Origin of the sequence: Hydrogenophaga flava NBRC 102514 (assembly GCF_001571145.1) — a bacterium.
GTDB lineage: Bacteria > Pseudomonadota > Gammaproteobacteria > Burkholderiales > Burkholderiaceae_C > Hydrogenophaga > Hydrogenophaga flava.
On record NZ_BCTF01000015.1, the window covers coordinates 90,982 to 103,736 of the forward strand.

17 protein-coding genes are annotated in these 12,755 nt (G+C 71.3%); 12 read left to right on the forward strand and 5 right to left on the reverse strand.

Annotated features, from left to right (window positions below):
- Positions 1–55: 55 nt before the first annotated feature.
- Complete coding sequence (locus tag HFL01S_RS14185) at positions 56–1,534, forward strand: Do family serine endopeptidase (RefSeq protein WP_066259622.1); 1,479 nt, start codon at positions 56–58, stop codon at positions 1,532–1,534.
- The gene (locus tag HFL01S_RS14190; RefSeq protein WP_066259628.1) at positions 1,534–1,854 is read left to right on the forward strand and encodes a hypothetical protein; all 321 of its coding nucleotides are present in this window, start codon (positions 1,534–1,536) and stop codon (positions 1,852–1,854) included. The genes HFL01S_RS14185 and HFL01S_RS14190 overlap by 1 nt, the downstream gene beginning before the upstream one ends.
- Here the strand turns inward: HFL01S_RS14190 and HFL01S_RS14195 are convergent.
- The gene (locus tag HFL01S_RS14195) at positions 1,847–2,080 is read right to left on the reverse strand and encodes a cysteine-rich CWC family protein (protein ID WP_084383307.1); all 234 of its coding nucleotides are present in this window, start codon (positions 2,078–2,080) and stop codon (positions 1,847–1,849) included. The two genes, HFL01S_RS14190 and HFL01S_RS14195, sit on opposite strands and share 8 nt — an antisense overlap.
- A gap of 47 nt (positions 2,081–2,127) precedes the next feature.
- Between HFL01S_RS14195 and HFL01S_RS14200 the strand changes: the two genes are divergently transcribed.
- The 3 genes from HFL01S_RS14200 to HFL01S_RS14210 are packed head-to-tail and all read left to right on the forward strand — an operon-like array spanning position 2,128 to position 4,972.
- Entirely contained in the window at positions 2,128–2,844 is a 717-nt protein-coding gene (locus HFL01S_RS14200; RefSeq protein WP_066259630.1) for a c-type cytochrome, read from the forward strand.
- Positions 2,841–4,097: a cytochrome c gene (locus HFL01S_RS14205; RefSeq protein ID WP_066259632.1), complete on the forward strand. Its 1,257-nt coding sequence runs from the start codon at positions 2,841–2,843 to the stop codon at positions 4,095–4,097. The genes HFL01S_RS14200 and HFL01S_RS14205 overlap by 4 nt, the downstream gene beginning before the upstream one ends.
- A 56-nt stretch (positions 4,098–4,153) precedes the next feature.
- Entirely contained in the window at positions 4,154–4,972 is an 819-nt protein-coding gene (locus HFL01S_RS14210; RefSeq protein ID WP_066259634.1) for a crotonase/enoyl-CoA hydratase family protein, read from the forward strand.
- A 20-nt stretch (positions 4,973–4,992) separates the two neighbouring features.
- Here the strand turns inward: HFL01S_RS14210 and HFL01S_RS14215 are convergent, their stop codons facing one another.
- Genes HFL01S_RS14215 through HFL01S_RS14225 form a run of 3 tightly spaced genes read right to left on the reverse strand, consistent with a single transcriptional unit; the run spans position 4,993 to position 6,939 of the window.
- Positions 4,993–5,286: a hypothetical protein gene (locus tag HFL01S_RS14215; RefSeq protein ID WP_066259636.1), complete on the reverse strand. Its 294-nt coding sequence runs from the start codon at positions 5,284–5,286 to the stop codon at positions 4,993–4,995.
- Between the two features lie 14 nt (positions 5,287–5,300).
- Positions 5,301–6,005: a hypothetical protein gene (locus HFL01S_RS14220; protein WP_066259638.1), complete on the reverse strand. Its 705-nt coding sequence runs from the start codon at positions 6,003–6,005 to the stop codon at positions 5,301–5,303.
- 7 nt (positions 6,006–6,012) lie between these two features.
- A complete protein-coding gene (locus HFL01S_RS14225; protein ID WP_066259640.1) occupies positions 6,013–6,939 on the reverse strand; it encodes a LysR family transcriptional regulator in 927 nt (308 codons plus the stop codon).
- A gap of 138 nt (positions 6,940–7,077) precedes the next feature.
- Here HFL01S_RS14225 and HFL01S_RS14230 point away from each other — a divergent pair, with 138 nt between their 5' ends.
- Entirely contained in the window at positions 7,078–7,284 is a 207-nt protein-coding gene (locus tag HFL01S_RS14230; protein ID WP_066259642.1) for a hypothetical protein, read from the forward strand.
- A 2-nt stretch (positions 7,285–7,286) separates the two neighbouring features.
- The gene (locus HFL01S_RS14235; protein ID WP_066259645.1) at positions 7,287–7,715 is read left to right on the forward strand and encodes a tautomerase family protein; all 429 of its coding nucleotides are present in this window, start codon (positions 7,287–7,289) and stop codon (positions 7,713–7,715) included.
- Here HFL01S_RS14235 and HFL01S_RS14240 read toward each other — a convergent pair.
- Positions 7,603–9,072, reverse strand: coding sequence for a cytochrome P450 (locus HFL01S_RS14240; protein ID WP_084383320.1), 1,470 nt, complete (start codon positions 9,070–9,072; stop codon positions 7,603–7,605). The genes HFL01S_RS14235 and HFL01S_RS14240 overlap by 113 nt on opposite strands.
- Before the next feature lie 99 nt (positions 9,073–9,171).
- Between HFL01S_RS14240 and HFL01S_RS14245 the strand changes: the two genes are divergently transcribed.
- From HFL01S_RS14245 to HFL01S_RS14265, 5 genes are all read left to right on the forward strand, one after another.
- Positions 9,172–10,083: an AraC family transcriptional regulator gene (locus HFL01S_RS14245; protein ID WP_066259646.1), complete on the forward strand. Its 912-nt coding sequence runs from the start codon at positions 9,172–9,174 to the stop codon at positions 10,081–10,083.
- 96 nt (positions 10,084–10,179) lie between these two features.
- On the forward strand, positions 10,180–10,683 hold the full coding sequence (locus tag HFL01S_RS14250; RefSeq protein ID WP_066259650.1) for a pilin: 504 nt from the start codon (positions 10,180–10,182) through the stop codon (positions 10,681–10,683).
- Positions 10,684–10,685: 2 nt separating this feature from the next.
- Positions 10,686–11,201 (forward strand): hypothetical protein, encoded by a 516-nt coding sequence (locus HFL01S_RS14255; RefSeq protein WP_157538878.1) that lies wholly within the window; start codon positions 10,686–10,688, stop codon positions 11,199–11,201.
- A complete protein-coding gene (locus HFL01S_RS14260; RefSeq protein ID WP_066259658.1) occupies positions 11,198–12,220 on the forward strand; it encodes a type II secretion system F family protein in 1,023 nt (340 codons plus the stop codon). The genes HFL01S_RS14255 and HFL01S_RS14260 overlap by 4 nt, the downstream gene beginning before the upstream one ends.
- Complete coding sequence (locus HFL01S_RS14265) at positions 12,217–12,732, forward strand: pilin (RefSeq protein WP_084383309.1); 516 nt, start codon at positions 12,217–12,219, stop codon at positions 12,730–12,732. The genes HFL01S_RS14260 and HFL01S_RS14265 overlap by 4 nt, the downstream gene beginning before the upstream one ends.
- Positions 12,733–12,755 lie beyond the last annotated feature (23 nt).

Genomic DNA, 12,755 nt, shown 5'->3' on the forward strand with positions numbered 1-12,755 from the left:
CTAAGTGAAGACGCCCACATTCGTCACCAGTCCCACCCTTTTCACAGGAGCGATCATGCAACTCAACACCCTCACCCCCACCCGTCTGGTGCTGGCCCTGGCGGCCGCCGGTGCGATCGGCGGTGCCGGCGCCACCTGGCTGCACGGTTCGCAGGCCAGCGCCGCCGCGCCTGCGCCGGCCGCCGTGGTCGCGCCCGCGCCCGCCATGAGCGCTGGTCAGGCCGACTTCGCCAGCATCGCCGAGCGCCACGGCGCGGCGGTGGTCAACATCAGCGTCAGCGGCATGAAGAAGGTGTCCGACGAGGAGCGGGCCGGCGTGCCCGGGCTCGACCCTCGGGACCCGCTCAACGACTTCTTCCGCAACTTCCCGGGCTTCGCCGGGCCGCGCGGTGGCGCCACGGAACAGCCGGTGCGCGGCCAGGGCTCGGGCTTCATCGTCAGCAGCGACGGCCTGATCCTGACCAACGCCCACGTGGTGCAGGACGCCAGCGAGGTCACGGTCAAGCTCACCGACCGGCGCGAGTTCCAGGCCAAGGTGCTGGGGGCCGACCCGCGCACCGACGTGGCGGTGCTGCGCATCGACGCGAAGAACCTGCCCGTGGTGCCGCTGGGCAGCTCCCGCTCGATGCGGCCCGGCGAATGGGTGCTGGCCATCGGCTCGCCCTACGGTTTCGAGAACAGCGTGACCGTCGGGGTGGTCAGCGCCAAGGGGCGCTCGCTGCCCGACGACAGCCTGGTGCCCTTCATCCAGACCGACGTGGCCATCAACCCCGGCAACTCGGGCGGGCCGCTGTTCAACGCGCGCGGCGAGGTGGTGGGCATCAACTCGCAGATCTACAGCCGCTCGGGCGGGTATCAGGGCCTGTCCTTCGCCATCCCGATCGAGGTCGCGAGCAAGGTGCGGGACCAGATCGTCGCCACCGGCAAGGCCAGCCACGCGCGGCTGGGCGTGACGGTGCAGGAGGTGAACCAGGCGCTGGCCGACTCCTTCCGCCTCGACAAGCCCGAGGGCGCCCTGGTCTCGGGCGTCGAGCCGGGCGGCCCGGCGGCCAAGGCCGGGCTGAAGTCTGGCGACGTGATCCTGAGCGTCAACGGCCAGCCCATCGTGTCCTCGGCCGACCTGCCGGCCTACATCGGCCAGGCCAGCCCGGGTGAGAAGGTCACGCTCGAACTCGCGAGCCAGGGCCAGCGCGAAACACTCAGCGCACAGCTGGGCGACGCGGGTGCCAAGAAGGCCGAGGTGGCCCAGGCCGACAAGGCCGCGAGCCAGGGCCGTCTGGGGCTGGCGCTGCGGCCACTGCAGCCGCAGGAAAAGCGCGAGGCGGGCGTGGACGGCGGCCTGGTGATCGAGGATGTGGCCGGTGCCTCGGCCCGCGCCGGCGTGCAGCCGGGCGACCTGCTGGTGGCGGTCAACGGTACGCCGGTGACCAGCATCGACCAGGTGCGCGCGGCGGTGGCCAAGGCCCAGAAGTCGGTGGCGCTGCTGATCCAGCGCGACGGCGACCGCATCTTCGTGCCGGTCAAGCTGGGCTGATGGCGTCCGACACCAGCGGCGCACGTCAGGGGGCGGGCCTGTCGGCCCACATCCTGCCGACCTCGGCCACCATGATCGGGGTCTGCCTGACCGCGCTCTACATCAGCCTGCTCGGGCCCTCCAGCGAGAGTCGGATGCTGGTGGACAAGCTGCTCGCGGTGGACGGGCTGGTGTTCCTGGGCAGCGCGCTGCTGTCCTTTGTGTCGATGCGGGTGGCGCGCGAGGCCGGGCGCTGGGAGCGCCTGGCCGAGAGTGTGTTCGTCGGTGGGCTCGGCCTGCTCGCGCTGGGCGGCGTCGCGCTGGCCTTCGTGGTCAACTGAGCGGCTGGCCGGCGAAGCGCGCCACGCAGGCGGCGCAGATGCATGCCTTGCCTTCGGCCTCCTGAGGCAGCCGGGCCAGCAGGTCGGGCGGGAATGCGGCATCGACGCACCAGCAGGGCGGCTGGGGCTGGCCGGTCGCGCGTTCGAGCTCCATCGCGCAGCGGTTGTCGCCACCGCAGAGCGGGCAGCGGGTGGGGTCGTTCGGCGTGTCGGACATGGGGTGCATGGTATGGTCAAACGCTCCCGGCGCGGCCGGGACTTTGTTGTCGCCCCATGTCTCTGCGCACCCTGTTTCTTGTCGCCGCCCTGGGCCTGCCGTGGGTGGTCCGCGCCCAGGCGCCCGCCGTTCCGCCGCCCCACATGGACCAGCGCGTCCAGGCCTGCACCCTCTGCCACGGCAAGGAAGGCCGCGCGACGCCCGGTGGCTTCTTCCCGCGCATCGCTGGCAAGCCGGCCGACTACCTCTACCACCAGCTGCTGAACTTCCGCGACGGCCGTCGCAACAACGACGGCATGCGCTACCTGCTGGACCACCTGGGCGACGACTACCTGCGCCTGATCGCGCAGCACTTTGCATCGCTGGACCTGCCGTACCCGCCGCCGCTGCCGCCGCAGGGCGACGCCGCCACGCTGGCCCTCGGTGAGGCGCTGGTGCGCCGCGGCGACCCGGCGCGCGATCTGCCGGCCTGCACCGCCTGCCACGGCGCGGCAATGACCGGCGTGCGGCCCGCCGTGCCCGGCTTGCTGGGCCTGCCGCGCGACTACCTGATCGGCCAGCTCGGCGCCTGGCAGACCGGCCTGCGCAAGGCCTTCGCGCCCGACTGCATGGCCCACGTGGCGCAGCGCCTCTCGCCCACCGATGTCGCGGCCGTGGCCAGCTGGCTCGCCGCCCAGCCGCTGCCGGGAGACCCGCACCCGGCCGCGCCCACCACCGAGCCGCTGCCGCTGCGCTGCGGTCTGACGCCGCCCGCGCCGGGAGCCACGAGATGAGGCACCCGTTGCGCTGGATCGCCGCCGTCTTCGTCGCGGGCCTGGCCCTGCTCGGTGCCGTGGTCGGTGTGGAAATGCAGGCGCCTGCACTGCCGCCCTCGACCGAAGCCGCGCCCACCGACCCCACGCTGCTCGCACGCGGCGCCGAACTGGCGCGCGCCGGCAACTGCATGGCCTGCCACACCGTGCGTGGTGGTGCGCCTTATGCGGGCGGTCGCCGCATCGGCACGCCGTTTGGTGACCTCTACGCCGGCAACCTCACGCCCGACGCCGAGACCGGCCTGGGCGCCTGGTCGCAAGACGCTTTCCGGCGCGCGCTGCACGAAGGCCGCTCGCGCGACGGCCGGCTGCTCTACCCGGCTTTTCCCTACGCGCACTTCACGCGCCTGGGCGACGAGGACGTGGCCGCGCTCTGGGCGCACCTGCGCAGCCTGCCGCCGGTGCGCCAGCCCAACACGCCGCACGCGCTGGGCTTCCCCTACGGCACCCAGCCCGCGCTTGCGGTCTGGCGCGTGCTGTTCTTCGAACCCGGGCGCTTCCAGCCCGACACCGCGCAGAGCGCCGAGTGGAACCGCGGCGCCTACCTCGTCAACGGCGTCGCGCATTGCGCCGCCTGCCACGGCACACGCAACGCCTGGGGCGCGACCACCGAGGCCTTCGGCGGCGAGCGCCTGCCCGATGGCCGCTGGTACGCGCCCTCGCTGCTCGACCCGCGCCAGGCGGGCGTGCAGGACTGGCCGGTGGAGCGTGTGGCGGCACTGCTGAAGAACGGCAGCGTCGAGGGCGCGAGCGTGGCCGGGCCCATGGCCGAGGTGGTGTTCCACGGCACCCAGCACCTGCCCGAGGCCGATGTGAACGCCATGGCCAGCTATCTGAAAAGCCTGCCCGTGAAAGCCAGTGAGCCGCCGGCCTTCAAGCGCGCCGACGGCTCTGTGCTGGAAGCCGGCGGGCGCCTGTACCGGCAGCACTGCGCCGACTGCCACGGCGAGCAGGGCGAGGGCCGCCCGGACATGTACCCGCCGCTGGCGGGCAACCGCGTGGTCGCCATGGACGACCCCACCAACGCGCTGCAGGCCATCGTCGGCGGCGGCTTCGCGCCGTCCACGCCGGGCCACCCGCACCCCTACGGCATGCCGCCGTTTCGCACCCTGCTGCAGGACGACGAGATCGCCGTGGTGGCGAGCTTCCTGCGCCAGAGCTGGGGCCACCACGCCAATCCGGTGAACCCGCTGGAGGTGCAGCGCGTGCGCTGAGGCGGTTTGACGCCTGGGTGACGGACGGGCGCTGATGGCGCTGCCACCATGCGTGCATGAGCCCCACCACCGACACCACCACCCCCGCCGAAGGCCGCATCACCTCGCTGGCCCGCGGCCCGCTGTTGCTGATCGGCATCGACCGGCCCGCCAAACGCAACGGCTTCACGCCGGCCATGATGCGGGCGCTGGCCGAGGCCTACACGCGGCTGGACGACGACCCGGCGCTGCGCGTGGGCGTGCTGCACGCGCACGGTGACCACTTCACCGCCGGCCTGGACCTGCCCAGCTTCGCGCCGCTGATGCAGCGCGGCGAATCACCGGTGCCCTTCGGCGCGGTCGACCCGCTCAACCTGGGCGATCCGGGCTGGCGCCGCCGCACCAAGCCGATGGTGGTGGCGGTCAAGGGCATCACCTTCACGCTGGGCATTGAGCTGATGCTGGCGGCCGACATCGTGGTCGCGGCCGACGACTGCCGCTTCTCGCAGCTCGAAGTGGCGCGCGGCATCATGGCCACTGGCGGCGCGACGCTGCGCATGGCCGAGCGCGCCGGCCTGGGCAACGCCCTGCTGCACCTGCTGACCGGCGACGAGTTCGACAGCGCCGAGGCGCTGCGCCTGCACTTCGTGCAGCGCGTGGTGCCGGCAGGCCAGGAGCTGGACGAGGCCCTGCGCATCGCGGACCAGATCGCGAAGCAGGCGCCACTGGCGGTGATCGCGTCGCGGCTGAACGCGCTCAAGGCGGTTGAGCAGGGGCCGATGGTGGCGATGGCCGAGTTCGACGCCACGCAGCAGCGGCTGGCGCTCAGCGAGGACGCGGCCGAGGGCGTGGCGGCGTTCCGGGAGAAGCGCCCGCCGGTGTTCAAGGGGCGCTGAGCACCGGGCGCTGAGGCGCCTCAGCCGCCCAGGTCGGCCAGCAGCGCCTCGCCCCAGTCCCAGGGCCCGGTCAGCGTGAGCCGGACCTCGGTCCAGTCGCCATCCTCGTGCACCTGGGTGTCGGCGTCCCAGGCGCCGCCCTCGTCCAGCGGGCCGCGCGGCCCTGGCGCCTCGCGCTGCGCGCGCGCCAGCACCGCCTCCACCTCGGCCATCACCGCCGGCAGGTCGACGCGGCGCACGCTGGCCACGGCCTCCCAGCTGCCGGTGCCTTCGCCATCGTCGGCGGCGTCGAAGATCAGGTAGTTCAGGGACATGGGTGGTTCCGGGTTCAGCGCATGGCGTCGAGCGTGCGCGCGATCTCGCCGCCGCAGGCCGTGCGGTTGCGCGCGTACTCCTCGGGCGTGTCGATCTCGCGGTGGCGCTGCAGCGTGTGCTTCATCTGCGCGTCGACCCAGGGCAGCCACTGCTCGCGGATGTGGCGGGTCAGGCGCTCCTGCAGCTCGGCGGCCTCGCCGTAATAGATCTTGTTGCCGAAAGACTGCCGCATGCCCTCGCGCATGCGTTCGGCCGCCGCCGACAGCGTGAGCTGGTTGACCTGCACGTGGCGCATCTCGTGCGCCAGGATGTGGCGGTGCGCGCAGCTGCCCTCTTCGAACTCGCTGGCCACCGACACCACGTGCGGGTCCAGGCTGAGCGTGACGGTGATGGCCGGGCGCATGCACACCAGGCGCTCGCGCGGGTGGCTCAGTGTCGGGCTGCGAAAGGCGATGCGCGTGCCCAGCTGCAGCTCGGTCAGGCCCAGGGTGAAGGCGTTCTCCTGCGGCAGGCGCTGGACCTGCATCAGGTCGGCGATGCTGCGGTCGCGCCGGTGGCGCACGGGCGCCGGCTCGGCGGTCACCTCGATCACCGTTGGCGGCAGCTGCGCCTCGCACAGGGCCTGCCACCGGTCCGACGGTTGCTCGGCCAGCGCCAGCGCGGGCAACAGGGTCAGGCTCAAGGCGAGGGTCAGCGGCAGGGCGAAGGGCAGGCGCATGGCGTGATCACCCCGCGGAAGCCGCGAGATTCGGCGTGCGGTCACTGGCGATCCAGCCGGCCCAGAAGTCGATGCAGGCGCGGATCTTGGGCAGCCGCTGGCGCGCGCTGGCGGTCACCGCGTACAGCGGCACCGGCTGTGGGTCGACAAAGTCCGCCAGCACCGGCACCAGCAGGCCCTGTTGCACCAGCGGTGCGGCGGCCACGGTGGCCAGCCGGCCGATGCCCAGGCCCTGCACCAGCATGTTGGCGGCCAGGCCGGTGTCGTTGGTGCGCCAGTAGCCCTCGATGGTCCGGCGGCACGGCGTGCCGTCGACCACGAAGGGCCAGCGGTTGAGGTGCGGCGCCGCGGTGTTGCTGATCAGCCGATGGCGGTGCAGCTCGTCGGGGTGTTGCGGCAGGCCGGCGCGGGCCGCGTAGGCGGGCGACGCGTAGAGCGCGCGGCCCAGCTGGCCCAGCGCCCGCGCCACCTGGGTCTCGGGCAGGTCGGTGCTGGTGCGGATGGCGATGTCGATGCCCTCGCGCGCCATGTCCGCCAGCCGGTCGCTCACCTCCAGCTCCACGCGCAGCTGCGGATGCTGCTGGTTGAGCGCGTTCAGGCTGGGCAGCAGCAGGTACTGCGCGATCACGGTGCTGGCGGCCACGCGCACCAGGCCGCGCGCCTCTCCCGACTGCTGCGCGAAGTCGGCCTGCAGCCCGTCGAGCGCGCCGGTGATGCGCTGGCAGTGTTCGAGAAAGGTTTCGCCTTCAGGGCTGAGCGAGAGTCCGTGCGTGGAGCGGTGCACCAGGCGGGCGCCGCAGGTTTTCTCGATCCGGCTCAGCGCGCGCGAGACCTGGCTTACCGGCACGTCGCGCTCGCGCGCCGCCGCCGACAGGCTGCCCAGCGCGGCCACGCGGGCGAACAGCTTGAGGTCGTCGAAGGCGAGCGCGTCCATGCGGCGATGGTAGTGCGCGCCGGTGCAGGGGGCCTTGCGCGGAATGCAAAACCGTTTTGAACCGCCCGCCGTTTCCCGCTGAAGGGGGTTTGCCTAGAGTCGCTGCACCCCTTCATTCATCGCCCCCAGGAGCCCGCCATGCGCACCGAACACCTGCACCAGACCCTTTCACCCCAGGCCCACGCGGCCCTGTTCGACGCCTTGCGGCACCAGGCCGAGCGCGAGCGCCGGTCTGCGGTGCAGCGCTTTGGCCAGGGCTGGGCCATGCGGTTGGGCGCACGGGTCCGCCGCCTCGCCGCGCATCGCGGACATGGCGCTCACGCGGTTCGGCTGATGGAGGGTTGAACATGCCCACGCTGCTGCTCAAGATCACCCCGCTGCAGAACCCCGAGCGCTACCAGGCGCTGGCCGCGGCGCTCACCACCCTCACCGCCGAGCTCCTGCACAAGCGGCCCGAGGTGACTGCGGTGGTGATCGACGACCTGCCGCGGGCGCGCTGGTGCGTCGGCGGGCGCACGGTGGAGGGCACCGCGGCGCTGCTGGAGATCGGCATCACCGCCGGCACCAACACCGAGGACGAGAAGGCCCGCTTCATCGCCGCCGCGTTCAACGAACTGCAGCGCCAGCTGGCCCCCGACGGTGGCTTCGAGGTGGCGAGCTACGTCACGGTGCGCGAGTTGCCGGCGACGGACTGGGGCTACGGAGGCCGGACGCAGCGGGCGCGGCAGTTGGTGCGCGCCGCTGCAAGACCAGCCGGATCGGCTGCGCCGATTTGAGCGTCACGTGCAGCAGCGGTGTGGGCGGCTCGGCGCCGGGCGGCACCGCCAGCCGGTAGCGCTGCAGCAGCATGGCCGCGAGCAGAGCCATCTCCAGCTGCGCGAAGTGCTGGCCGATGCAGACGCGCGGGCCGGCGCCGAAGGGCATCCAGGCGCCTTTGGGGATCGGCGGCGCACCGGCCATGAAGCGCTCGGGCAGGAAGCGCTCGGCCTGCGGGAACAGCTGCTCGTCACGGTGCAGCACCCACGGCGTGAGGCGCAGCATCGATCCCTTGGGTATCGACCAGCCTCCTAGCGCGATGGGGGCCGTGGTGCGCCGGCTCATCAGCGCGGGCGCAGGCGGGTACAGGCGCAGCGCCTCCTTCAGCGTGGCCTGCAGCCAGGGCAGGCGCGCGGCGTCCTCGGCCGTGGGCATGGCGCCGCCGAGCACTGCGTCCACCTCGTCGGTGGCGCGCTGCGCCGCCTCCGGGTGCGAGGCCATCAGCCAGCTCCACCACAGCAGGCCGCTGGTGGTGGTGTCGTGCCCGGCCTGGAAGGTGACCATGCACTGGTCGAACACCTCCTCGGGCGTGAGCGCCGCACCGCTGTCTTCGTCGCGCAGCGACAGCAGCATGCCCAGCAGGTCCTGCGCCTCTCCTTGCGCGGTGTCGCCTGTCGGCCGCGCGTCGATGTGGCGCTGGATCAGCCCGCGCAGGGTGCACAGAGCCTGGCGCTTGGCGCGCTTGCCCGGCAGCGGCAGCCAGTCGGGCAGGGTCATGGGCATGAACATCTCGCGGTAGCCGGTCTCGCCCAGGGTGCGGTTGGCCTCGGCGGCGCGCCGCGCGTCGCCCTCGGCCGGGTGCGAAAACAGCACCTGCAGGATCACGTCCATGGTCGCTTCGCTCCACAGATCGTCCATGGCGACCGTGCCCTGAGACTGGTTGAGGAGCAGCGCACGGTCCAGCACCCGCTGCGCGGCCTGGGCCATCAGCGTGGCGTAGCCGGCGACGCGGCGTGGGGTGAAGGCGGGCATCAGCATGCGGCGCTGGCGCTGCCAGGTCTCGCCCTCGCTGACCAGCACGCTCTGGCCCAGCACCTGCGAGAACACCTCGATGCCGCGCTCCCAGCGGATCAGCTGCGCGTGCTGCCCCACCAGGGCCTCGCGCACCAGTTCGGGGGACATCAGGTTCCAGGCCCGTTCGTAACCGAGCCGCAGCACGCAGATCTCGCCGTGCTCGCGGCGCATGCGTGCCTCGAACGCCAGATAGTCGTCCCGCATCTCGCGCAGCAGCGGAAGCCCCCACCAGCGATCGGGTGGACCGGGGGGCTTGTGGGGCGGTTGGCGGGCGGGGAGGGGGGAGGTGTGGGTGTGCGACATGGGCGTGATCCTGTCGGGTCGGCTGGCATTTGTCTTGAACGGTTCCGACATGCCAGGGCTTGACGGCCGGGGGGTGCAAGCCTCCTACACTGCCGCTCCATGGCCACCCTCAAACCCTCCGCGCTCGACTTCGACCCCGCGCTGATCCCGAGCGGCACGCTCTGGCTGCCGCGCGCCTCGCTGTCGGCATGCGTGCGCGGAGCCATGGTGCGCAGCACCGTGGGGTTCACGCTCAGCGACGCCCAGCGCCTCAACCACTTTCCGGCCTCGCCGCTGTGCAACTTGTGCTGGTGGTTCGTCGGCAGCAGCCAGCTGCTGGAGCCCTCGCGCCCAGGGCAGATGGCACAGCCCTCCGATCCGCGCCGGCCGCTCGCCGGGCGCTGGGTGTTCGGCGGCCCCTCCACCCGGCCGATGACGAGCTGGTGCCCGGGTCCGGCGCACGGGATGATGGTGATGTTCATGCCCGACGCGCTGCACGCGATGATCGGGTTGGAACCGGCCCACTACACCGATCAACTGGTCGACGCGGCCACCGTGCTGCCGCCGGACTGGCTCGCCATGTGCGAGCAGGTGCAGCACGCGCCGGACGACGCGCGGCGCATGGAACTGCTGGAGGACTTCCTGGAGCCGCGCTGGCAGGCCTGCCGGCCCGAGCGGCCCTTGCAGGCCCATCGGTATGCCGACTGGGTGACCCACCTGGCGCAGCGCGCGGCCGTTTCCGGACCGGGCCGCAGCCTGCGCCAGCTGGAGCGCCGTGTGAAGCGCTGGGCCGGCCTGCCGCTGCGCGAGCTGCGCGGCATGGCGCGCAGCGAACAGGCTTTCTTCGATGCCGTGACCGCGCAGGCCGAGACCGGCGGCATCCGCTGGGCCGACGTCGCCGCCGACAACGGCTACGCCGACCAGTCCCACCTGTGCCGCACGACCCGCCGCATCACCGGCTTCAGCCCCGAGGCCCTGCGCGAAGGCATCGAGAAGGACGAGGCGTTCTGGGCTTATCGGGTGTGGATGTGAGTCCGCAGACGCCTTGTAGCTGCGGCTATAGTGGCGCGAATTGTTACGGGAGGTACGAACATGGCATTGAAAAGGCCATTGACGATTCGGCGTGGGATGGCGGGCTTCGTCCTGGTGGAGCTGATGCTGGTGGTGGGCATCATCGGCATCCTGGCCGCCATGGCCCTTCCCGCATACAGCGAGTACACCACGCGCGCCCGGGTCGCCGAAGCGCTTGACCTCGGGCAGGCCGCCCAGAAACCCGTCGTCGAGTTCTACGCCCGTTGGGGCGTGATGCCTGCGAACAATGCCCAGGCCGGGCTGCCGGAGGCGCGCCGCTTGCAAGGCCGCTTCGTGGACGGCATCGAGGTGTTGCCGGGCGGGGTGCTGGTGATCAGCTTGAATGCTCGCGCGATGGCGGGCAAGTCCGGGGCTGACAAGGCGCCCTTCCACCTGGTTCTGCGCCCTGCCACCAAGCCCGGCGATGCGCTGGCGCCGCTGGCCTGGGTCTGTCAGTTCGGCGATGGGCTGGAGGGCCTGCAGGTGGCGGACATGCCCGCTGCTGCGACGAACCCGATGGCCGGTCGCTACCTTCCGGCAGCGTGCCGCAAGGCGGCCTGATCATGGCTCCTGACCCTGGCTCCAAGGGCTTGCCGCCCTTGCAACTGTTCCCCCCGAGCCGGTGGAGCCGCAAGGCCTTGCCTCTGGCGCTGCTGCTGCTGGTGGTGAGCGCAGGCAACGCGCTGCTGCTGCACTTTGAGATCGACTTTGTTGACCGCGTCCGCGCCGCCGAGGCATTGGCCATGATGGGGCACGCGCGCAAGGAAATCGTGCTGGAGCGCGCTCAGCGACCTGCTGCGCGCTCGGCGGGCCCGGGGGATCCGGTCGCCCTGTCGACACTGGGCGAGCCCGCTGCGAAGCACGGGGTGGTGATCCGGTACGCACGCGACGGGGACCGGGTGGTCGCTCGCTTCAACAAGGCAAGCCAGCCCGATGAACAAGGGGTGTGGGTGCTGTCACCGGTGGAGGCGCCGGAGAACAGCGACTGGGTCTCCAACTGGCGCTGCACTTCGCAATCCACAGGCGCATGGCAGCGCATCGCCCAAAGCACTTGCCCCGAGGACGGCGCATCACGATGAAACAAGAACAGACGCTTTCTGAAACCGCGCTTTTGCTCGAACACCTCGCGGCCGCAACGCGCCAGCGGTTGCCGTTGCCGGCGTTGGTGTCCCGCCTTGCCGAAGGCGCCCAAGGGCAGCGCCATGCACCGGCGTTGGCCGCCCTGGCCGACGCCCTTTCCCGCGGTCAACCGCTGGGCGAGGCGTTGCAGGCCTGGCCGCGCCTAGGCCGCAACACCCTGGGTGCCTGGTTGCGCGCAGCCGAGGACGGTGGCAAGTTGCCCGAAGCGTTGGCTGTGCTGTCGGGCGATGTCCAGCTGCAGGAGCGCAGCAACCACAAGGCCCGCATCGCCTGGAGTTGGCCGTCGATGGTGCTGCTGGTGACGCTGATCGTGGCGATCGTCCTGAGCGTGTACGTGATGCCCCAGATGCGAGAGGCCTATGACTCGCTGGGAATGAGCATGCCCTTGCCGACCTGGGCTTACTTCTACGCGTTTTCATTTCCGCTGGGCCTGCCCGTGCCCCTCACCTTGCTGGCCCTGGTCACCGTCGTCTGGCTGAGATTCGATCGCACTGCCCGGAGCGATCGGTGGATGCACAGATTGCGACTGGACCGCGACCGCTGGGATGTGCAGGCCCAGTTGCGCCTGCTGCCCATGGTCGCTGCGGACCCGCCCCATGCCGCGGCGCCGGAGTTCTTGCGCTACCTGGTGGACACCACGCCGATTGCGTCTGTTCGCAAACGCCTTGAGCAGGCACGCGCCCGGATGGACCAGGGCGCCGCGCTTGCGGTCGCGTTGGAGCAGGAGCGCCTGTTGCCTGCGGCTGCGCTGGCGCATCTTGACGTGGCGGCGCGCACCCACAACCTGCCCGCGATGACCTCGCTGCTGACGCAGCAGTTGCATGATCGATGGACGCTTGCCTCGGTTCGCTTTGAACGCAACCTCAATCTGGTCGTTTACCTGGTGACGGCCTGGCTGGCGCTGACCTTGCTCGTCGCCGTCTACCTGCCCATCTTCAAACTGGGGCAAGTCATATGAAAACACGTCCAAACCGCCACGACGGCTTCACCCTGATCGAACTGATGGTGGTTGTGGCCATCATCGGCATCATGGCCACCCTCGCGGTTCCGTCCTACCAGGACCGGATCATCCGCGCCCAGGTGAAGGAGGCGCTGGGTCTGGCGAGCTTTGCCCAGGAGGGCGTCCAGACCTTCCAGCGCACGCACCGCCAACTGCCCGCCAGCAACGCCGAGGCAGGACTGCCGCCGGCCGACAAGATCGTGGGCAACTATGTGGTCGGTGTGCGGGTGGAGGCGGGCGCTACGCATCTGACCTTCGGCAACAACGCCAACCGGAACCTTGCCGGCAAGACGCTCACGCTGCGCCCGGCCATCGTCAAGGACCATCCGCAGGTGCCGATCGCTTGGGTGTGCGGTCAGGCCGGGGTGCCTGCGCAGATGCAGGCCATGGGTGAGAACCGCACCGATCTGCCAATGGAGTTTCTTCCCATCGACTGCCGGCCCGGTCCCACCGGCGCTTCCCCGTCCTGAAAAGAAAACGGCGCCCCGAAGGG

What these genes read in the sequence shown, in the direction of transcription:
- HFL01S_RS14185 (WP_066259622.1), top strand. Translation starts at nt 56, where the DNA reads ATGCAACTCAACACCCTCACCCCCACCCGTCTGGTGCTGGCCCTGGCG.
- HFL01S_RS14190 (WP_066259628.1), top strand. Translation starts at nt 1,534, where the DNA reads ATGGCGTCCGACACCAGCGGCGCACGTCAGGGGGCGGGCCTGTCGGCC.
- HFL01S_RS14195 (WP_084383307.1), bottom strand. Translation starts at nt 2,080, where the DNA reads ATGCACCCCATGTCCGACACGCCGAACGACCCCACCCGCTGCCCGCTC.
- HFL01S_RS14200 (WP_066259630.1), top strand. Translation starts at nt 2,128, where the DNA reads ATGTCTCTGCGCACCCTGTTTCTTGTCGCCGCCCTGGGCCTGCCGTGG.
- HFL01S_RS14205 (WP_066259632.1), top strand. Translation starts at nt 2,841, where the DNA reads ATGAGGCACCCGTTGCGCTGGATCGCCGCCGTCTTCGTCGCGGGCCTG.
- HFL01S_RS14210 (WP_066259634.1), top strand. Translation starts at nt 4,154, where the DNA reads ATGAGCCCCACCACCGACACCACCACCCCCGCCGAAGGCCGCATCACC.
- HFL01S_RS14215 (WP_066259636.1), bottom strand. Translation starts at nt 5,286, where the DNA reads ATGTCCCTGAACTACCTGATCTTCGACGCCGCCGACGATGGCGAAGGC.
- HFL01S_RS14220 (WP_066259638.1), bottom strand. Translation starts at nt 6,005, where the DNA reads ATGCGCCTGCCCTTCGCCCTGCCGCTGACCCTCGCCTTGAGCCTGACC.
- HFL01S_RS14225 (WP_066259640.1), bottom strand. Translation starts at nt 6,939, where the DNA reads ATGGACGCGCTCGCCTTCGACGACCTCAAGCTGTTCGCCCGCGTGGCC.
- HFL01S_RS14230 (WP_066259642.1), top strand. Translation starts at nt 7,078, where the DNA reads ATGCGCACCGAACACCTGCACCAGACCCTTTCACCCCAGGCCCACGCG.
- HFL01S_RS14235 (WP_066259645.1), top strand. Translation starts at nt 7,287, where the DNA reads ATGCCCACGCTGCTGCTCAAGATCACCCCGCTGCAGAACCCCGAGCGC.
- HFL01S_RS14240 (WP_084383320.1), bottom strand. Translation starts at nt 9,072, where the DNA reads ATGTCGCACACCCACACCTCCCCCCTCCCCGCCCGCCAACCGCCCCAC.
- HFL01S_RS14245 (WP_066259646.1), top strand. Translation starts at nt 9,172, where the DNA reads ATGGCCACCCTCAAACCCTCCGCGCTCGACTTCGACCCCGCGCTGATC.
- HFL01S_RS14250 (WP_066259650.1), top strand. Translation starts at nt 10,180, where the DNA reads ATGGCGGGCTTCGTCCTGGTGGAGCTGATGCTGGTGGTGGGCATCATC.
- HFL01S_RS14255 (WP_157538878.1), top strand. Translation starts at nt 10,686, where the DNA reads ATGGCTCCTGACCCTGGCTCCAAGGGCTTGCCGCCCTTGCAACTGTTC.
- HFL01S_RS14260 (WP_066259658.1), top strand. Translation starts at nt 11,198, where the DNA reads ATGAAACAAGAACAGACGCTTTCTGAAACCGCGCTTTTGCTCGAACAC.
- HFL01S_RS14265 (WP_084383309.1), top strand. Translation starts at nt 12,217, where the DNA reads ATGAAAACACGTCCAAACCGCCACGACGGCTTCACCCTGATCGAACTG.